The organism is Paraperlucidibaca baekdonensis, assembly GCF_003387535.1.
Taxonomy (GTDB): domain Bacteria; phylum Pseudomonadota; class Gammaproteobacteria; order Pseudomonadales; family Moraxellaceae; genus Perlucidibaca; species Perlucidibaca baekdonensis.
Genome location: NZ_QUNR01000002.1, coordinates 394,665 through 414,662, shown reverse-complemented (window position 1 = coordinate 414,662; position 19,998 = coordinate 394,665). Strand labels below are relative to the sequence as shown.

Genomic DNA, 19,998 nt, shown 5'->3' with positions numbered 1-19,998 from the left:
CCCGCTAGTTGACCAAGCGCACGCCTTCACTGGAATTACACGTCAGATTGGCGCCAACATCGGCCTGCGCCACGTTAGCGCCTAAGCTATTGAGTAAGGTGTTGACCAAAGGATCGAGTACGGAGCCGAGCGTCGCTAACACCGGATCGAGCGCCGAAATTAGCCCATTAAGCAGACCAAATGAGGTGTTGAGCAGGCCACCGAGTAAGCCTGCAAAGTTGCTGTAGGCCTTCACCTCTAAGCTGCTTAAGGTATTGCTCAAGCTGCCAACAAAATCCTCACCAGATATTCCCTGATAGGCTGGCGTCTCACCCAAATCCGGCGGCTCCACATAGCTCAACAGCTTACTGGTATTGCCAATGGGCAAATCGGACTTCACGCCTAAACCCGCAACAACGGTTAGTTGCGCGGTTTTTTTCGCGTTATTGCTACTGGTCTCGGTCAGCCAGCTGCCGTTGGGCTGCTGCCACTGCAAGTCCTCGCATTGACCTAAAAATAGAATCTTAAAGCAACGCTTCGGTCTGACTTTTTTGAAGCCAAGCTCCAGCAATGGCGCTGGCGCGACATCAACCACGGGATTTTTAACAGCAGAAAACAAATCTCCTTCGTCGATTTTGCCAATATATAAATGACCGATTTCGGTACTGGCCTGTGCCGCAATGGCTTTCGCTGAACCGCAGTTATAGTCACTCACATAGGCCTTCGCACCACCCACATCTAAACCGATTTGGATAGCACCTCCACGGGCGTCGAGGACATTTTGCGGCGCGCAATTATTGTTGCAGATGGTCAGCACGAGGCTGAATACATCCGACAATAAATTACCTAACCCGGTAATCAAACCGAGCCCAGAAATATTCGTGTTTAAGAAATTTACCAATGGCGAAATCGCACCACTCACGGCGCCGAGCAAGCCACTGGTGACATTGACCACACCGCCGAGGTCTAGATTAATAAGCGTGCGAATCTGCGCGGTGCGCACAAAAATAGCATTCGGGTCATTGGCGCCTAGCAGCGGGTTGATCTCGGTGGGGTCACCAATGGCCGAAAGCTGGGCCGGCTCAATCACTTTCACTCGGATGCCGGCTTGGGCCAGGCCAAAGGCATTGACCGGCAAATTGATATTAGCCACCGAGCCTTGGCTAGCAAGCTGAACACTGCCTTGCACCAAATCAAACAAACTCGTCTCAATATTTGCCGCAGCTTGTTCGGTCGTGGTCTGCACGCTGAGCAGATCGCCGAGCGTGATTAGCGTCGAGTTTGTGGTCAGTGCAAAAATATTAAGTGCTGATAACACATTGGAAATATTGGGAATCGTGCCGGCAAATAAATCACTGCCCACACTGCCCACCGCGCCAATCACCGCCGTCAATAACTGACCCACGGTGAGCTGCGTAGACAACACCTCTTCCGTGCCTCCCGCGGTGATGTTGAGCTCAGTCGCGAGTGCATCGATGAGCGTTAGCGTATTGACTTTCGACTCAATGAGCGCGTTATAACCGAGGGCACTGACATTCAGGCTGGTGCCTAGCAAGCCGCCAAGCACGGCATTAAGCAGGCGACTGTCATCCGTATTCACATTCACGGTTGTGCTGCGAATGGTTAGCCCAGCCAAGGGGTTGCCGCCTTTGGTCGCCACCGCCACTGCCGTTAAATCCACGGCATCTGTAAACAAGCCGCCCACAATTAAACTCGCTGGCACCGAGCGAGACACGACCACACGAACCGCGCTGCCATCAGCTTCATTGAGGGAAAAACCACGCACATCACCGCCAACCAAGGTGCCGCAACTGGCCGCCAGCGTGCCGTCGAAGCCATTACGGTTAGCGGCGGCTTGAGCATCTTCTTGGCGCCATTTTTTTTCTATGCCATTGCGCACTTCCAAAAAGCAGCTTTTCCGCGAAGCCGCCTCAATGGCAGAGATATCGGCAATGCGTTGTAGGTCACGCTTCTCGAGAAATAGCCGGCCAGTATCGATAACCAGAGCCAAGCACAGCACCGCTAGCAACATAAAGCCGACCGTCATAATCAACACCGCCCCACGCTCGCGCCTGCTCGGGGCAAGCGCGCGCGGTAGCAGGTGTGTGACGGTCATGGCGATTATTGACCCGGCGTGAAGTTATCGCCGTAATAACTCTCTTTAATCGGAAAGTCATACGTTTTCATCAGGCGCTCAGCGGCTTTATCGCGCTGAATGGTTTTCGCCGCTTGCGGGTTGCTAGACGCTAGCGCACCGCTGGCTTGCACATTTAGCCATGCCTCGGCTTGATCACCGGGCTTTGTTGGGGCACTCGCCTCCATCGCCAGCGCCGAGGTGCTGATCATGGCAACACCAATCACCATCACACTGTGCAAAATTTTCATCGCGTCACCTCACGAGATCGTCGCGGCGCCTGTGCGCTACGACAACGGATTAATAGGACAGGTATCACTCACAGCCGCGCTGTCAGCTTTGGCAGCACGGCGCTGACGCAGCAACTCGCGACAGCTTTTTAATAAATCCAAACGCTCAGCTTCTGTCGGCGCTAAACGATCACGCCATCCCCACCACGCGGCACGATCGCCGCGCAGCAGCGATAACACCATCAGGTTAAAGCCGGGTCGACGGTCATTTGGGCTCAGCTCAAAAGCCGTGCGCAACTCAAACTCGGCCTGCTGATCATTACCAATCAGCATGGCACTAAAGCCCAGGTCATTACGAAACTTTGACTCACTGGGGCGGGCTTTGGCGGCGAGCTGCAAATAGCGATGCGCCAGCACCGGCTCACCCGCCTCGGCGGCGAGCAGGCCCAAGCCATGATCGGCATCTGCCGACACACAGCGCTCGCGCATAGCCAAAAACCATTGCCGTGACTCCGGTGATTTTAAGCGCCGCAAAATATCTGCACGTAACACGGCGACTTCCGGCACCTGCGCCGGCAGGCTCTGAATTTGTGCCAATGCCGCGTAGTAATTACCCTCACGCACGCGCTCGGCGACAAGGCTGCGCGTTAGCTCATCGGCTTGAGAGAGCTTGGCATCGCAGTCTATACGCGCAATGCTTGCTGGCGTTGCGCCACGTGAACTGGCATCGATACGCGCCGTCGGTGGCGCGCTTTGGCAAGCTGTTAGCGCCGCCACCAGCAGCAGCAGACAATAAACGGTTTGGCCGCGACGCATCACATATTCCCCATGGCATCGCCAATCGAAATAAAGCCGGGGCCGGTGAGCAAAATGATCAGCGCAGGGAAGAAAAATACGATCATTACCACGGTCATTTTCGCCGTGAGTTTGCTGACTTTTTCCTGCATATCGGTGAGGCGGCGACTTTCCATTACCTCAATGAGCTTGCTTAATGAAGCACGCGCGCTGCCACCTTGCTTGAGCATCTGCCGGACAATCACCATAACGTCGGTATAGCCCATATGGTCTAGCGCCGTTGCTGAATTACCGAGCTCGCTTTCCAGATCAAGGCCCTGCTCGGCGCGGCGTAAAATCGGTGTGAGTTCATAGACCATTTCCGGCAAAATCGCGCCTGACTCTTTCGCCATCACGCGCAATGCTTGCTCTACTGCCAGACCCGCATCAAACAAAATACGCAGCATTTGCACAAACAATGACAGCTCATCATCGATGCGTTTGAGGCGCTCTTCAGCCTTGCTGTTAATGACGCGTTTGGGTACCAACACGCTAATGATCACCACCGACACACCGGCTAACAGCGAGTTCAGCGAATAGCCTTGGATCAAAATCCACAAACCCGTGAGCACTAACGTCGCCAAGGGCAGCAACACCTGAATGCCATATAGCATGGCGCGTTGTGAGGCAGCGCGATAGCCTGCACGGTGCATGGCCAAAGCCAGCTCGCCATCTTTATTGATGTGTTTACGAATGCGCTCTTGGTCATCAAATAGCTCGGCGAAGCGCAAGCTCAGCAAGCGCGCATCTTCACGAGCGTTGCCGCGCACCGTTAGCCGACGCTCGACCAAACGGCGCTCCGCCGCTACACGCACCAAGACCCAGATGGCAAAGCCAACAGCCGAGACAATGAAGAGAAAAAGCAGCGCGCCGTAGTAGGCATTCATGGCTACACGCTCCTCAACATTTTCCAGATCACACCCATACCGGCGACCTGCATGCCGGCGGCTACCATCAAGATGATTTTGCCGGTTGGGTCGTCGACCATTTGGAATAGGTAATCTGGATTGCTGACAATCATAAAGCCGCCCACCATCAATGGCAGGGCTGAGAGCACCGCGGCGCTGGTACGGGTCTCGCCGGTAAATGCCCGCAGCTGACGCTGCAACTGTTCGCGCTGCTGAATCAAGGTAATGATGTTGTTGAGCAGATCAATCAAGCTGCCACCAAAGCGCGAATTGACACTCACGCCCAAGGCCAGCACCTGTAACTCTTTCAAGTCGTAGGTATCGGCTAAGTCATTAAATGCCTCAGGAATCGACATACCCAAGGTGATGTTGCGCTGCAGCTTTAGCATCACTGTCCTTAAAGGCTCATCGGCCTCTTTGGTGGCAATAAAAAAACTATCGGCAAGCGTCTTACCCGTACGCATCATGCGCACGACTTGGTCGAGCAAGCGCGGTAATTGCGTGATGATTTGGTTCATGCGGCGCTGGTAAATGGTGTTGATCGCCGCCCACGCAAAAAAGCTCAGCGTGGCGCCCAAAATCAACGCGGGCACGATGCCAAATTGCGCACCCACCAGCAGCAAAAACACGGCCAATGCCAAAGCGATGATACGTCGCTGTGTTGGCAATAAGGTGATGCCAGCACGCTCCAGCTGAATGGTCAGCCAATCCTTCTCAGGAAACTCTAGGGCCTTCACCCCGGCAATCGCCAAGCGCTTTGACACCGCCTCTTCTTGTGCTTGCTTTTGCCCGAGCCACACCAGATACAGCGCACCCAGCCCCATCAGCAGGCCGGCGAAGACGTAGACCAAAAGGATCATTAGCGCGCCGCCTCGGCTTGGCGCATCAGCTCAATGACGCGTGGCTTCGAGGGCGCGCTGCTGGCACGATGGTGCTCGCCCGTCACGCGATCGAGCTTAAACAGCGGATTGGTGACGTATTGATCATCGCGCAGATCAACCACTTCGGTGATCTCGGCGACACAGCGCCGGCCATTGGGCAACCGCGTCAGCTGCACGACAATATCGACCGCCGAGACAATAATAGCTCGCAGCGTGGCCTCGGAGATTTTCTGCCCCGACAAGCCCACCAGTGTCTCCATCCGCAGCAGCGCGTCGGCGGCGGAGTTGGCGTGCAATGTCGACATTGAACCTTCGTGGCCGGTGTTCATGGCCTGCAACATATCCATGACCTCGTAGCTACGCACCTCGCCGACAATGATGCGGTCGGGACGCATCCGCAGCGCGTTACGAATGAGATCACGGGCGCTGACTTCGCCAAAACCTTCGGCATTGGGTGGCCGCGTCTCGAGGCGCACCACGTGGTCGTTGTTGAGCTGCAGCTCAGCGGTGTCTTCAATGGTGACAATGCGCTCGTGATGATTAATGAAGCCCGAGAGCACATTGAGAAATGTGGTTTTACCCGTGCCAGTACCGCCGCTCACTAAAATATTGGCGCGATAACTCACCGCTTTTTTAATAAACTGCAGCATCTCATCGCTGACCGAACGGTAAGTCACCAGGTCATTGGCCTGTAGCAGGTCATGGCGAAATTTACGGATCGAGATGCTCGGGCCATCGAGCGCAATCGGCGGAATGATGGCGTTGACGCGGCTGCCATCGGGCATGCGCGCATCGACCATGGGGCTGGATTCATCGAGGCGGCGGCCAATAGGCGCCAAGATGCGCTGAATCACGCGGGCGACGTGGTTGTCGTCGACAAAGCTGAGCTGGCTGCGCTTAATGACGCCATCACGCTCATAGAAAATACGCTCAGCACCGTTGACCATGATTTCCGTCACCGAGCTGTCGCGCAGCAGCGACTCAAGTGGGCCAAAGCCGACCAGCTCATCAACCAGCTCCTCCGCCAAGCGATCGGCCTCGTAGCGCGACAGCGGCAAAGAGTTTTCATTCACGTAGGCGCTGAGCTTGACCTGCACGTAATCAAAAATAGCTTGGCGCGTGCTTTCTAAAATATTGAAGCTGTCGTCATCGACCCGCGCGATTAAAAAGCGATGAAATCGGAACTTGATATTGGCAATATCTTCGTCGACTTTTTTCGGCGACAACCGGCCACCGGGAATATAGCCCGCCATGGTCAGACCCCAGTCAGCGTGTGTTTCAGCTTAGCCAAAAAGCCTTCGTCGGCTTTATTGGCACGCGCAATCGCGGGCTGATGAATCATTGCTGCCAAGTCACGGTAGCGCTTCGCAAGCGCCTCTTGTGGCGCTAACTCAAACAGCAACTGGCCAATGTTCATGGCCCGCAGACGCACTTCCGCTGCGTTGGGCAGCTCAATGTGTTTTTCACTACCAAATGACTTAGTAATTGCCGCCGCATCTGGCGAGATTTTCGGCAAGTAATGATCGACCAAAATGATCGTATCGGCCATCGGCACGCCAATTTGCTTCAAGCGTGCTTGGAAGTCTAAACCGGCACGGCAACTGGTAATGGACTGGTCCACCGCAAAAATCACGTGGTTGGCATTGCCAATCAAAAGTTCCGTCATATCGACCGTGGGCAGGCCGCAGGTGTTAAACACCACATGCGTGAATAAGCTGCGCAGTGTGCCGACCAGCAAAAACATCTCCGAGGTCGTGATCTCAGGAATATGCAGCCCTTCTGGCGGCGCCGATAACACGCGCACACCCGACTTATGGCGCGGAAACGCAGTCTCCACCAAGGTCTGATCCAAGCGCCGTAAATTGCGCAAGGTATCGATAAAACTAAACTGGCCCTCGAGCCCAAATAACAGCTGCGCCTCAGCAAATGGCACGCCCAGATCAACAAACAATACGCGCGCTTCCGGTGATGCTTTTTGAATAGCCGCCGCTAAGTGCAAACCATGAAATGACGACTGCAATACAGGGCGTTCGCTGGCCAACACCACCAAGCTGCCTTGGCGCATGGGATTTTCAATGACATCCGGCACGCGCTCGCCTAGGCGCCTTACTAGCCCAGCAACTTCGCTGGGCCGCGCATCAAAGGTAATAAAGTCTTTCGCGCCAGCACGCATGGCACCAAGCAACTGCTCTTGATCAATGGCCTGCCCCACCGCCACACAGGCCAGTGTTGGGCTAGCCGCCACCAAGCCTTCAATAAACTGAATATCGGCAACCCATTCTTTGCGGCGAATGGGCATAAAAACGATCGATGCCGTGGCCATGGTAATCAGCTGCATGACATCGTTGAGTTCACTTTGTTGCGACATCACCACCGTGGCAGAGCCTTCTAGCGCAGCTTCAAGCCACTGAAAATGCTCACGATCTTGCGTGATGATGACAACGGAGAGATCTTTAGCTGCCATACGAATCTACCTTGAAAAACCAATGGGCGCGTCACCATAAGGCGATTTCGCGCCTTGCAGAAACAGCGGAATGGTGTCGGGCTCATAACGACGCCAGTCATCGCCAGGCAACTTGGGCGTGGCGGCGCCTACCGCGAGTGGACTAACTAAATGCGGCGTGACGATCATCAGCAGCTCGCTGTCATCGGTGCGGAAACTGGTGGAGCGAAAGAGCGCCCCGAGCACCGGAATATCGCCTAAACCCGGGAACTTTTGCGCGTTATCGCGCATGGTGCGGGACACCAAACCGCTGATCACAAAGCTTTCGCCATCGGCTAAGGCAATGCTGGTATCGGTGCGGCGCACACGCAGCGCCGGCACCGTGGTGCCATTGACCGTCACGGCATTGGCGAAGTCCAGCTCACTCACCTCAGGGGCAACCTTCAAATGCACCTGCGTCCGGCTCAGTACCGTTGGCGTCACCGACAAACGCACACCAAACTCTTTGTATTCAATGGTATTGGATGTGTTGGTGCCGGTAGATGGCACCGGAATCGGCACCTCGCCGCCCGCTAAAAAAGTCGCGGACTGGCCACTCAGCGCCGTCAATGACGGCTGGCTTAGCGTGTAGGCATAGCCGGTTTGCTCGAGCATATCGATCGCAGCGGTGAGCTTGCCGTTGGATTTGCTCAAAAACACACTAAATGGATTATTTTGACCCGCCGCGGACGTGAGGCTGAAGTTGCTGGTCAAACGATTAAGCTGCACGCCTAACTCACGCAACCGGCTTTTGCTGAGCTCAACAAAGCGAATATCAACTTGCACTTGCGAGGGCAGCTCTTCCAATGCTTCCGGCGTGATGGGCGCTAGCACATCGGCCACACTCGCTGGCGCTTGCACGGCTACTTGCGTACGCAAGGGGTCAGTTTGGCATTTGGTCCAGACAAATAAGCTCGTGCTACCGGCCTTTCGGCCTTGCAGCAAAATCGTTTTGCTGTCGATCAACGCAATATCGGCAGTGGCCGGCTCGCCAATCGACACGCGCGTAATTTGCCCTGGCAACGAAATCGTCTCTTGCGCCCCCTCCATCACACTAAATAACGGGGCAAGCTCTGCCGATGGGTTATCGCAACTCGCCGCCTGCAACGCAGCACTCTGACCCAACAAAAAAATGCTCAGTGCCAGTGATGACCATGACTTCCCACACATAAAACGTCCTTGCGTCGTTGCTCGACGCCACAGCGAGTCAGTTACGAATTTCATGGCGTGGCCTGCTGGGCATTTAAGCCACGGTAAATGAGCACAGGCGGCGCCTTAGCAGGTGCTGGGCGCGCTGCGCGCCTCGGTGAAGAGGCTGACTTGCTTGTCGAACCCTGCGGCTGTAATTCACTCTCGAGAGCAAACTCGCGCTGCTTCGGCACCGCGGTTTGCTTAGCCACCGAACTACCCACCACGCGCTCCGTGGCCTCAGTGCTGGACTTAGCGGCTTCATTAGCCATCGCCTCCTGTGCCGCCGCGAGATTTTCAGCGGTTGGACGAATGGCCAAACGTAGCGTCCCCAAGCTGCTCGCTAGTAATAGCCGCGGCGCATCTTTTTCAGTGACCGCCAATACCGCTGTACGAGCGCGCGCCTTAGCCGCACGACGCCCGGACTTGGCCTCCGCTGTTTCCACGGCACCCGTGGCGCTGATGATCTCGGCACCAAAGCCGATCACGCGCAATGACTGCATGGCGATCTGCGCAGAGTCTTTGGCACCCTGCTGGCCACGTAAAAACAGCAGCACATCAACCAGGTCGCCGGGCTGCACAAAGCCGCCGCCACCCACGACTTCATCAATCGGAATCGCCACGGCGCGCTCACCCACGCGCAACAACCGCGCCACATCGCTGCCGGGCTGCAAATGCCCCAGCTCCAAAATAGCGCCAGCTTGCAGCTCAGCATGCACCAGCTGACCGACCACTTCATCAATTTTGCGGAAACTGCGCGGCGGCGCCACCTTTAGGTAATCAATGGTCAGGTCATCGGCGGAGAGCGTGTCAAACAGCGACACATCTTGCTTGAGCACCACCACCGGCTCTTTTCCCGTGACGGTCACCGCAGCCTGCTTCTTCGCGGCCACCACTTCCTGCTCCGCCGCTAACGCCGCCTGCTTCGCATCCTCAGTGGTTTTGTAGCCTAAATAGCCCGCTACACCGGCCCCGATCACAAGCAAAAGCGCTAACAACAACATTACTCGGCTATTCATAGACATCCCTGGAGCAAACAGATGCAAGTTACATGTACGTTGATGCTACCAACTTACAGCAAGTTGTGGATATAGTTGGTGTTGTTCGGCACAAAACATTACAGACGAACAACAGAACTTGGTGCGCAGGTATAGCCAAATTACCGTTATGAGTTACACTATTGTCCAATCCGGGCAATGACACCGGAGTTATTTCCTCCAGGAGAGTCACATGAAAAAATTACAAGAGCTACTGACTAAGCTCCGTCGTGATGAAAAAGGCGCAACCGTCATCGAGTACGCTCTCATTGCCGCATTGATTTCTGTTGCCGCGATCGCTGCGTTTAGCTTTGTTGGTGGTTCAGTGAAAAACACCATGAATGGCATTGGTGGGGCGATGGAAAATGCCTCACCTCCTTAATTTTTATTAGAATTTAGGAAGCGGCGGCTTACAACAAGCCGCCGTTTTTATATGAGCAGCATAATGAGTTACAGCAAACAATCTGGCGCAACCATGATTGAGTACGCTCTTATAATTACATTAATTGCAGTAATTGTAATTGCAGTAGAGCGAAGCATTGGTGAGCTTACATTTAACTCATTACAGGCAACTGCAAATAGCGTTGAAGAAGCTGGAGAGCCACTTTAGCCCCTCTTACATGTTTTTGTAGAGACGCCAATCCCCAACGGTTTCTTTTTCTGGCAACCAGTCAATTTGCTCTCCTGCAGCTATGCGCTGCGCCAACGTCTTATCATGCCCCTCTCCTGTCAAGGTACTGTAAATTTTCGCGCATGATAAAATGTAATCGATATGCCGAGTCGAGATCAGCGACCTAGCCTCAATATCTGGCGAGACGCTACGAAGCAGGCGAAAGCTATCTAGTAAACCATTAATATTATGATGATAATTTCCCGCAATGACTTGATGCTGAGTTTTGAATAATATCTCTGGCCCCAAATTAGGATTGGCTAGCACTGTCCCTGGAGGCAAGCGTTTTAATAACGGCAGCACTATATCGAGCTGGCAACGACTTTTGTCAGCCACGCTCTCTATTGATCCCGCAACCTCGTCAAAGTATGCCAAAGCTATACTACCAAGAATTTGCAAGGGTACTGATAAGATAAAAAGCGCAACCAGCAACTGCTCACGCATTGGCACCGAACTATCTTGCATGTGCACAAATGCTCGCAGTTTACTAAGACCAATGCTAAACGTCATGGTTGAAATTAGGGTCATAGCAGCTGCCATACGAATATGAGAAGCTCCTAACACGGCATAAATAAGGGTCGAAGCAGCGAGTACCAACATCCATAAGCTGCTCTCTCGCCAGGCTATATAGCCAAGTAAAGCCGTACCAATTATAGGAACTAGCAAATAACCAAGCCATTGTGATGGCAAAGTTATTGGTTGTAGCTCCATAATTTGGCTGTACCACACCATCTTCAGCTCATCTGGAATCAAGCCCTCTGGGCCTGCCAAAGCTCCAGGAACCAAGATAAGCCAGCAGATAGCAACTAGGACTAGTGCTAATACTAATATGCAAACAGATACCGGCACCGATAAGTGACGAGCAACACACCAATCTGTGAGCAACAGCAATACAGCTAGCAAGCCGCCAAAAAGCAGCCACGCAAAGCTGATGTGATCCAAAGCCCATAATGAAAATGTTGGCGGTGGCGAATCAATTACCCATCCTGTAATTAGGGCCAACATCAGGCCAAGAGCGGCCGGTGATAAAGTACCCGACGATGGTACTTGTAATCGAATAGCTGCACGCATTGCCGCAAATACAAGCACTAACGGCATTGTTTCTGGCGAAATCCATATCCCTACACCCAAAAACAGGCCGCCCAAAAAGTCCTGTGCTAGGCTAGCTTTGAATTCACGGCGCAGAAAAAAAACAGCGGCGGCTGCCAGTGGCAATAGCATAAAAACATGATGAGTAATTTGTACTAATTGCCCATAGCCAAATAATGGTGTGCTAGAGACTAGTACAATGGCTGAGACAAAAGCGGCTATTGGGCTGCCAACATTGGCCACAACAAGTGCTACAAAAATTGCCAATAGCAGCATACTAAGTAAGGTTAATCCGCCCCCAGCCCACAACAATGCTGCGTTTTTGTCTACACCGAAAAACATAAGGCCATGATGCAGCTGCCAAACGACCCATGTGTGAGGCAACGACCAGTGCGACCAACTGCCATACGGAGCATTATCGCGGGCGATGTACTGGAACCCCGTTTCTGCCTTATAATCCTTCAAAATCACAAGCTTGTAGTAACTATCAGGATTCGGCAGGTTAGCCCTGCTAAGATCAGATGCTTGAGATACCACATTACGACCAAGCACTATCAGCATGATGAGAAAAACTGCAAATAGTGCTTTGTTGCGGGACCAATCGATCTGCATAAGCTATATTTCATCCCGCCAATAAAAAAACCTAAAATACAGTATAAGCCGTAATTTACCAGATCACAGCAAGAGCTTAAAATATATTATAGTAATTAAATAGAAAAATGGTGTGCATTTTGAGCAAAAATAATATCTACCACTTTTTAGTAAGGCTGAGCCTCACCATATTCCCTGTTATTTTAGTATTTGCATGCATAGATCAGTGGCGCTTCTTGTATGAAACCTATGATCGCGGGCAAGTAATTGGTCGCGATGCCTACAACCTTTGGACTGCAGGAAGAATATTGATACAAACTGGAAGTGCTCAAAGTATATATAACAATGAACTTTTTACTTTATTTCAGATAAATAATCTTGATCAAGGCATTGGGTGGAACTCTTACTTTTATCCACCCACAGCATTTCTTACAGCAAGCCTTATGGGGCTTACGTACTATAGTGCAGCACTATTCATATACACCTTAATTGGCATTGCTGCTTTTACTATCGCTGTCAGCACGAAAGATAATATTACTTTAGCTTTTATTTTCACTATAGCAGCCCCCATGACTATTTTTAATATAATAATGGGGCAAAACGGACTTATCAGTGCAACGCTACTAATTGGTGGCCTACGACTGCTTAATATACGCCCAATCTTTGCAGGTATTCTTTTTGGCTTACTAGGCTTCAAACCTATATTAGGACTTCTAATTCCAATACTATTAATTATTCGAAAAGACTGGACTGTATTTATAAGTGCAACCATCACATTAATTATTACCGCAACACTTCCCATAATCTTGTGGGGAGCTGATGTCTGGTGGTTGTTTTTATCTGAAGCGATAGAAATACAAAAAAATACCTTACACCATGCAACAGGCATAGGAATGCTGATGATAACATCAGCATTCAATAGCGCCAGGATATTTGGTTTTGACACGCTATCATCTTACGTGTCTCAACTCATTGTGACCGCTATTGCTCTGTTTTTCTTTATATATCATTTTACAAAAAAGAAAAATAAATCCAGACTTACCCCTCATGATATTTTGTTTTTCACATTATCAACATCGCTAATATCACCTTACATTCACAATTACGATTTAAGCATTCTAGAAGGCTCTATAATATTTTATTGCTTAAGCTCAAAAGAACTAACGCCGAAAATAAGTATGAAAGTTTTTTTTACAATATGCTGGTGCACAGGGATTATGGCAGTAGCACTAAACTCACTAAGCATACCGATAGTACCAGCACTATTGGTTATTGCACTTTATTTCATGCGTCGCACAGAGAAGCAGAAAATATGAGCTCATGCGAACCAACATTATAAACTCTTATACGTACTTAATATCTCATCTAAAAATCCAATAAAAATAAGCTGGACGCCAATTACAACTGCAGTTCCAGATATAATCATCGGTCGCAATAAGCTAGCGTAGTCAAGATTACCAAATGAATGGCTTGCCCATTGCCACACACACATAAATAAGCCAAGTAAGCCAGCTAACAGCATTAAAAATGCGAATATTAGTAGCCTTTCAAGGCTAAACCACGCCAAATATCTGCTTATCCTTTCCGATGTTGGCAGCAAACCCGAGTAAGCACCTTGTCGCCGAGCAATTAATGCAAATCCTGCGCTCATACTACCAACCATCAACAATACGCAGCCCATGACTAAGCTATGAATATCCAGATGGACACTATCTGAAATAATTAGTGGCCCAGATGCAAGGCATAGCACTAAAATAAAACCCAAAAAAAGACAACTCAAACTTGGATAAAGAAATAACCAACGGGGACTGTGAAGAAGCAAAAATTTTAAATGTCGCCAACCGTCTGTCCATGTATTAAGATGAGGTGAGCGTGTACGCCCATCTGCAACAAGGGTAGTTGGCACTTCACAAATAATTAGTTTACGCAAATGTGCTTTAACCACCATCTCACTGGCAAACTCCATACCTGAAGATTGTAAATCAAGCTCAAGTATTTTCTTCCGATTGAAACCTCGTAAGCCACAATGAAAATCACCAATAGGTACTCTAAAGAAAAGCCTTCCCAAAAAGCTCAAAACAGGATTACCAAGATAACGATGCAAAAATGGCATGGCACCGGGCGCTATACCTCCCTGAAAGCGATTACCCATCACTAAATCGACACCTTTTCTAAGCATATGAACAAAAGGCATCAAATTTGAAAAATCGTAACTGTCATCAGCATCGCCCATAATAACAAATTGGCTTATTGAAGACTGAATACCTGATATTAAAGCAGCACCATAGCCTCGCTGAGCTACATCAATAACACGAGCGCCTGCATTTCTCGCAATAGCCTGCGAGCCGTCCGTGCTGCCGTTATCAGCAACTAAAACCTCACCAATAATGCCAGAGCGAGTTAAAAAATCTTTCGCCTTGGCAATGCATACTTCTAGTGTTTCTGCCTCATTGAGACATGGCATAAGAATCGTCAACTCAGTCACGGTTGCTCTCCATGTCTTTTGTTTCAATCCACCAGAAATTATGTAAACGTCCGCCGAAAAGCCATGCTAACGCGACAGGATATAAAGGTAAAATATCAATTTTTTTAACAATCTTTGCACCGCTAAGAAGCATTGCGTTTTGCCACTGCTGGTTTGACCAATAATTATTTGGAAGAGCAACCTTATGTGCTCTATTGCCAATCCAGTCCATGAACGCCAGCACACAATGTTGCCAACGGCTCTCAGACACATGGTCTTTAATTAAAACGCCCTTCCGCGCCACACGAATGCACTCCTGAAGAACAAGTAAAGGCTCTTCACAATGATGCAGAACATCTATCAGCATTACCGCGTCGATACTCTTATCTGAAAATGGCAGGTGAAGACCATCATAACTTTCAATAGGTATTAAAGTTTTTTCCCGAACTAACACATCTACGCCACTAAAAACTAATTCTTTTCGTAGATGCTGAAGAGCTGACGCCAACTCACCAGTGCCAGCACCCACATCTAAAATGTTTCTCACATTTATTGGAATAAGCTTTGCTGCCGCACTTGCTAATACCTTGACGCGTCTAGCCATCACAAAGCGTCGATGGACTCTTATCGCAGCTGATTCGCTCATCAGTTCAACACTCGCAGCACTTCATCGCGGCGATTACAGATCAGCGCCACGTCGCAACCGGCGGCGAGTGCTACATCGACGCGCTCGCTAATGCTGCCAACGCCGACCGCGCCTTCCATGCACAGGTCATCGGAAAATACCAAGCCACGAAAGCCGAGCTGCTCGCGCAATACGGTTTTTAGCCAGAAGGGCGAGAAGCCGGCCGGTAATGCATCGACCTGCGGATACACCACATGTGCAGGCATAATGCCATCGAGCTCGGTGGCTAGCGCAGCAAACGGCTTTAAGTCGTAGGCTTCAATTTCGCGCCATGACCGGTCGTCGACCGGCAGCGCCACATGCGAATCGGCGGCCACTGAACCATGGCCAGGGAAGTGTTTGCCAATGGTCATCATGCCGGTCGATTTCATGCCGCGCATAAACGCGCGAATCAGCGCAATCGCTGGCTCTGGCTGGCGGTGGAAAGCACGATCGCCAATGACACCGCTAATACCCGCATCTAAATCGAGCACCGGGGCAAAACTAAAATCAACGCCCACCGCGCGCACTTCGCGGGCCATCAGCGCGCCACAGTCAAATGCTGCGGTGGTCGCCACGTGCGGGTTTAGATCGTATTGATCGCCAAACGTGCGCATGGCAGGCAAGCGCGTAAAACCTTCGCGAAAGCGCTGCACCCGACCACCCTCTTGGTCTACAGCAATTTGCAGCGCGGGCTTAACGGCGCGCATAGCATCGGTCAGCGCGCGAACTTGTGCCGGCGTATCAACATTGCGACTGAATAAAATCACGCTACCCACCGCGGGGTGCGCCAACACCTCGCGATCCTCCGCGCTCAGCGCCAAACCGCCCACATCCACCATCAGTGGGCCGCACATTTCTGCCATTGCCTCTCTCCTAAGCTCGCGCCCGCAGGCACCCTCAACATGTTAGCCGCTCACCATACCGCAGCACTCGAAAATCAGCCATGACTTGATGAGGCGCTGAAGAAAATCATTAGCGGTGCTACTATCAGCGCTAATCACGCCGACCGATCGGCCCACACACCACACAGTGCCAAAAGCTTATGTTTACGCTGCCAGACTCTCGCTTCGCTATGTTCTCTACTCGTCATCTTATGAGTGCCTGTAGTGCGCTCGTGTTGTGTCTTGCCATGCCAAGCGCCTGGGCTGCTGACACCGTGGTGGCTGAAAAAGCCGCACCAAAAACGGCCGCTGTGGCCGTGCGTAAAAATCTGACGCCAACCGCCGAGCAGGCCAAGGCGTCGCGCTTGGTGGCACGCCAGCTAAGCGTGTTGCATTACAACAAAACCCCGCTCAATGACGAGCTCTCAGCTGATATTTGGACGCGTTATTTGAGCGATCTCGATGGCCAACATGTGTATTTCTTGGCCAGCGATATTGAGCAATTTAAAGCACAGCGCTTACGCCTTGACGACGAACTGAAAGCCGGCGATTTGGACCCCGCCTTTGCCATGTTTAATCGTTACCAAAAGCGCGCCCATGAGCGCTTTCAATTTGTCCTCACAAAGCTCGATAAACAGCGCAAAGACGTACTCAATTTCTCCGGCAATGAACGCTTATTAAACGACCGTAAAGATGCGCCGTGGGTCGCTACAGCAGCCGAGATGGATACGCTGTGGCTAAACCGCCTACGTTCGGCCGCGCTCGCGCTCAAGCTCGACGGCAAAAGCGACGACGACATCATTGCCACACTCACCCGGCGCTACCGCTCGCAGCTCAAGGCATTGAGCCAAAACCGTGATGAAGATGCGTTCTCAATTTTTATGAACGCGCTGACAGAGACTTACGATCCGCACACCAGCTATTTTTCGCCGCGCAGCTCTGAAAACTTCAACATCAATATGAGTTTGCAGCTCGAAGGCATTGGCGCGGTGCTGCAAACCGATGACGAATACACCAAGGTTGTGCGTTTAGTACCGGCCGGCCCTGCCGACAAGTCGCGTCAACTGAAACCAAATGACAAAATCGTGGCGGTTGGCGAAGGTGAAAAAGAGCTGGTCGATGTCATTGGCTGGCGCATCGATGAAGTCGTTGAGCTTATTCGTGGACCGAAAGGCACCACCGTGCGTCTGCAAATTATTCCGAGCGATGGCGGCGCGCGCAAAACCATCAGCCTCGTGCGCAATACCGTGGCGCTCGAAGATCAGGCGGCTAGCAAAAAAGTCATCGAGCTCACCCGCAATGGCGACACCAAACGCATTGGCGTGATTAAGCTGCCGGCGTTTTATGCCGATTTCCAAGGCCAGCAAAATGGTGACCCCAACTATCGCAGCACCACGCGTGATGTGCGCAAACTAATCGATGAGCTCAAAAAGGCCAATGTGCAGGGGCTGATTTTAGATCTGCGCAATAACGGCGGCGGCTCACTGTCTGAAGTCAATGACTTGATCGGCGAGTTTATTTCAACCGGCCCAACGGTGCAGGTGCGCGATGCGCGTGGCCGCATCGAGACGCTTGGCGATGGCAACCCAGACGTGGGCTACAAAGGCCCCTTAGTCGTGATGATCAATCGCCTCTCGGCCTCGGCGGCGGAGATTTTTGCGGGCGCTATTCAAGATTATGGTCGCGGCTTAGTGGTTGGCAGCACCAGTTTTGGTAAAGGCAGCGTGCAATCGATTCGTGATTTGGGACATGGCCAATTGAAAATCACTGAAGCGAAATTTTATCGTATCTCGGGCGCCAGCACGCAAAACAAGGGCGTTGAGCCAGACCTATTTTTACCTGAAGTGTTTGATCCGAAAGACATTGGCGAATCGGCACTGCCGCATGCCATGCCCTGGGATACCATTCGCCCATCACGCTTTCAGCAGCTCAACGAATGGAAAGACAAGCTCAGCGTGTTGGCGCAAACATCGAAAACGCGTCAGAACAAAGACCCCGATATTCGCTTTCTCAATGACCAAATCAAGCTGCTTGCTGACTTGAAGGCACAAAACACCAGCTCATTAAATGAGAAAGTGCGTTTGAGCGAAAAGCAGGCGCTGGATGAGCGCCGCTTGAGTATCGAAAACCGTCGCCGCGTGGCGAAAAAGCAAGCGCCACTAAAGACGTGGGAAGAGGCTGAAAAACAGCTTGAAGCACAAAACCCCGATAATGATCCAAATTTTGAGCGTCCTGAAGAGCAAGCGCTATTGCGTGAAGCGGCGGAGATTTTGCTTGATAGCGAACAAATCACCGAGTCCGCCGCGAGCTTACCCAGTTATTTAAAGCGCAACGCCGACTCGCCCTTTGTGAAGCGCTAATCGAGCCGGCGCATGCGTGAGTCCCGCTCTGCTCCGGCACTCACTGACCCGCGCCTCGCCGCGCTCTTTCAGCGCACCACGGGTAGCGCCTTGCAAGGCGGTCATCGTCTACAACTGCTGCGCGATAGCGATGACCACGAGGCCGCAACCTTGGCGCTGATTGCGCGTGCGCAGCGCCACATCATCATTGAAAATTACCGCCTCTGCGACGACGATTGGGGTCGCTGTCTGCTCGCTGCGCTTTGTCAGCGCGCCACTGAAGGCGTGCAAGTGCTGGTACTAGCCGACTGGCTCGGCAGCCTGAATCAAATCAGTCGGCGCTGGGTGCGCCAGCTCAGCGTCTCGGGCGGCGAATTCCGACGCTTCAACACACCCGGCCTCGGCGAGCCTTTAGCTTGGATGATCCGCAACCATCGCAAACTTGTCAGTGTTGATGGCTGCGAGGCGATCATCACCGGCTGGTGTCAAAGTGCACAATGGCGGGGATTGCCCAGTGCCGGGCATGATCCCTGGCGCGATACCGGCGTGCGTGTGGCCGGCAGCGTAGTCGCCGATATGGAGGCCGCTTTCGCGCACACCTGGGCACTGGCGGGCGCCGCGTGGCAGCCGCAGCTATTACCCCACTGCCCCGCCAGCCCGCTACCACTGACCGTCGATAACGCCCACGTGCGACTGATCGTGGGCCGCCCGCAAAGCAGCCCGCTATTTCGCCTCGATCAGCTGGTCATCAACCTCGCGCAAACGCGGGTCTGGCTCACCGACGCCTACCCAGTGGGCACACCCGCCTATTTAGATAGTCTGCGCCAAGCCGCGCAACAAGGCGTGGATGTGCGCTTGCTGGTACCCGGCAGCTCGGATCTGCCGCTGATTGGTTTGCTGGCACGCTCGAGCTATCGCCCATTGCTGCTCGCCGGCGTGCGTGTCTTTGAGTGGAATGGCGCCATGCTGCATGCAAAAACGGCGGTCGTCGACGGCTGCTGGTCGCGCATTGGCTCGAGCAACTTAAACCCGGCCTCGTGGCTGGGTAATTATGAGCTCGACTTGGCCATCGAAAATGAAGACTTTGCCGCAGTCATGGAAGGTCAGTTTTTAGATGATTTAGACAACGCCACCGAGATCGTGCTCAGCGATGCCGAGCGCGTCAGGTTGGTCGCTCCGCGCCGGCCCACCAAGCGCTCATTGCGCCACCATCAAGGCTCAGCCACCACGCTGCGGGTATCACGCGCGATGGCGCTGGCCGTGCGCGAATCACGGCGCTTGGGCCCCACCGATGCCAGCTTATTGGCCGGCCTCGGCGGTCTTGGTCTGGTGGTGATGGGCATTGCCCTATGGCAGCCCGAGGCCATCGCATGGCCCGTGGGATTGCTGGCTGCACTTGTTAGCATCAATTTGCTGCGCATTGCGCGCCGGCGTTTTGCAAAATACCGAAAATATCAAGACCCTGAGGCTTGAGGCTACCGCAGCAAATGCGTATCATCGCTGCCGTTAGATACCACACTGGAAGCGTGGCAGAGTGGTTGAATGCACCGGTCTTGAAAACCGGCGACCCGAAAGGGTTCGTGAGTTCGAATCTCACCGCTTCCGCCAATTTCGGTCTGCTAAA

The 19,998-nt window shown here is 52.3% G+C and carries 18 protein-coding genes and 1 tRNA gene; 6 read left to right on the top strand and 13 right to left on the bottom strand.

What is annotated here, in order from left to right:
* Nucleotides 1-4: 4 nt before the first annotated feature.
* The 9 genes from DFR26_RS05990 to cpaB are packed head-to-tail and all read right to left on the bottom strand — an operon-like array spanning nt 5 to nt 9,655.
* Complete coding sequence (locus tag DFR26_RS05990) at nt 5-2,095, bottom strand: pilus assembly protein TadG-related protein (protein WP_116208046.1); 2,091 nt, start codon at nt 2,093-2,095, stop codon at nt 5-7.
* 5 nt (nt 2,096-2,100) lie between these two features.
* Nucleotides 2,101-2,364, bottom strand: coding sequence for a DUF3613 domain-containing protein (locus tag DFR26_RS05985; protein ID WP_116208045.1), 264 nt, complete (start codon nt 2,362-2,364; stop codon nt 2,101-2,103).
* A gap of 36 nt (nt 2,365-2,400) precedes the next feature.
* The gene (locus DFR26_RS05980; protein WP_116208044.1) at nt 2,401-3,159 is read right to left on the bottom strand and encodes a tetratricopeptide repeat protein; all 759 of its coding nucleotides are present in this window, start codon (nt 3,157-3,159) and stop codon (nt 2,401-2,403) included.
* A complete protein-coding gene (locus tag DFR26_RS05975) occupies nt 3,159-4,064 on the bottom strand; it encodes a type II secretion system F family protein (protein ID WP_116208043.1) in 906 nt (301 codons plus the stop codon). Before DFR26_RS05975 ends, DFR26_RS05980 begins: the two co-directional genes overlap by 1 nt.
* Nucleotides 4,065-4,066: 2 nt before the next feature.
* On the bottom strand, nt 4,067-4,945 hold the full coding sequence (locus DFR26_RS05970; protein WP_116208042.1) for a type II secretion system F family protein: 879 nt from the start codon (nt 4,943-4,945) through the stop codon (nt 4,067-4,069).
* Nucleotides 4,945-6,219, bottom strand: a complete 1,275-nt coding sequence (locus tag DFR26_RS05965; RefSeq protein ID WP_116208041.1) for a TadA family conjugal transfer-associated ATPase — start codon at nt 6,217-6,219, stop codon at nt 4,945-4,947. Before DFR26_RS05965 ends, DFR26_RS05970 begins: the two co-directional genes overlap by 1 nt.
* Nucleotides 6,220-6,221: 2 nt before the next feature.
* On the bottom strand, nt 6,222-7,430 hold the full coding sequence (locus tag DFR26_RS05960) for a CpaE/TadZ family protein (protein ID WP_116208040.1): 1,209 nt from the start codon (nt 7,428-7,430) through the stop codon (nt 6,222-6,224).
* 6 nt (nt 7,431-7,436) lie between these two features.
* Nucleotides 7,437-8,672: a type II and III secretion system protein family protein gene (locus DFR26_RS05955; RefSeq protein ID WP_245953019.1), complete on the bottom strand. Its 1,236-nt coding sequence runs from the start codon at nt 8,670-8,672 to the stop codon at nt 7,437-7,439.
* Complete coding sequence (gene cpaB / locus DFR26_RS05950) at nt 8,669-9,655, bottom strand: Flp pilus assembly protein CpaB (RefSeq protein ID WP_181898996.1); 987 nt, start codon at nt 9,653-9,655, stop codon at nt 8,669-8,671. The genes DFR26_RS05955 and cpaB overlap by 4 nt, the downstream gene beginning before the upstream one ends.
* A 211-nt stretch (nt 9,656-9,866) precedes the next feature.
* Here cpaB and DFR26_RS05945 point away from each other — a divergent pair, with 211 nt between their 5' ends.
* On the top strand, nt 9,867-10,055 hold the full coding sequence (locus DFR26_RS05945; RefSeq protein ID WP_116208037.1) for a Flp family type IVb pilin: 189 nt from the start codon (nt 9,867-9,869) through the stop codon (nt 10,053-10,055).
* Between the two features lie 63 nt (nt 10,056-10,118).
* Nucleotides 10,119-10,283, top strand: coding sequence for a Flp family type IVb pilin (locus DFR26_RS05940; RefSeq protein WP_220375717.1), 165 nt, complete (start codon nt 10,119-10,121; stop codon nt 10,281-10,283).
* A 6-nt stretch (nt 10,284-10,289) separates the two neighbouring features.
* On the opposite strand, the gene DFR26_RS05935 is transcribed toward DFR26_RS05940, so the two are convergent.
* Nucleotides 10,290-12,044 (bottom strand): hypothetical protein, encoded by a 1,755-nt coding sequence (locus DFR26_RS05935; protein WP_116208035.1) that lies wholly within the window; start codon nt 12,042-12,044, stop codon nt 10,290-10,292.
* Between the two features lie 119 nt (nt 12,045-12,163).
* Here DFR26_RS05935 and DFR26_RS05930 point away from each other — a divergent pair, with 119 nt between their 5' ends.
* The gene (locus DFR26_RS05930; RefSeq protein ID WP_181898995.1) at nt 12,164-13,339 is read left to right on the top strand and encodes a glycosyltransferase family 87 protein; all 1,176 of its coding nucleotides are present in this window, start codon (nt 12,164-12,166) and stop codon (nt 13,337-13,339) included.
* 17 nt (nt 13,340-13,356) lie between these two features.
* Here the strand turns inward: DFR26_RS05930 and DFR26_RS05925 are convergent, their stop codons facing one another.
* From DFR26_RS05925 to nagZ, 3 genes are read right to left on the bottom strand one after another with little or no spacing between them, the layout of a single operon-like run.
* A complete protein-coding gene (locus DFR26_RS05925; RefSeq protein ID WP_220375716.1) occupies nt 13,357-14,508 on the bottom strand; it encodes a glycosyltransferase family 2 protein in 1,152 nt (383 codons plus the stop codon).
* On the bottom strand, nt 14,501-15,133 hold the full coding sequence (locus DFR26_RS05920; RefSeq protein ID WP_116208033.1) for a class I SAM-dependent methyltransferase: 633 nt from the start codon (nt 15,131-15,133) through the stop codon (nt 14,501-14,503). The genes DFR26_RS05925 and DFR26_RS05920 overlap by 8 nt, the downstream gene beginning before the upstream one ends.
* Nucleotides 15,133-16,017 (bottom strand): beta-N-acetylhexosaminidase, encoded by an 885-nt coding sequence (gene nagZ, locus DFR26_RS05915; RefSeq protein WP_220375715.1) that lies wholly within the window; start codon nt 16,015-16,017, stop codon nt 15,133-15,135. The genes DFR26_RS05920 and nagZ overlap by 1 nt, the downstream gene beginning before the upstream one ends.
* Before the next feature lie 266 nt (nt 16,018-16,283).
* Here nagZ and DFR26_RS05910 point away from each other — a divergent pair, with 266 nt between their 5' ends.
* The 3 genes from DFR26_RS05910 to DFR26_RS05900 all read left to right on the top strand — a co-directional run bounded on the left by DFR26_RS05910 (nt 16,284) and on the right by DFR26_RS05900 (nt 19,982).
* Entirely contained in the window at nt 16,284-18,395 is a 2,112-nt protein-coding gene (locus DFR26_RS05910; protein ID WP_245953018.1) for a carboxy terminal-processing peptidase, read from the top strand.
* Nucleotides 18,396-18,407: 12 nt separating this feature from the next.
* A complete protein-coding gene (locus DFR26_RS05905; RefSeq protein WP_116208032.1) occupies nt 18,408-19,847 on the top strand; it encodes a phospholipase D-like domain-containing protein in 1,440 nt (479 codons plus the stop codon).
* A gap of 47 nt (nt 19,848-19,894) precedes the next feature.
* Nucleotides 19,895-19,982, top strand: a tRNA-Ser gene (locus DFR26_RS05900).
* Nucleotides 19,983-19,998 lie beyond the last annotated feature (16 nt).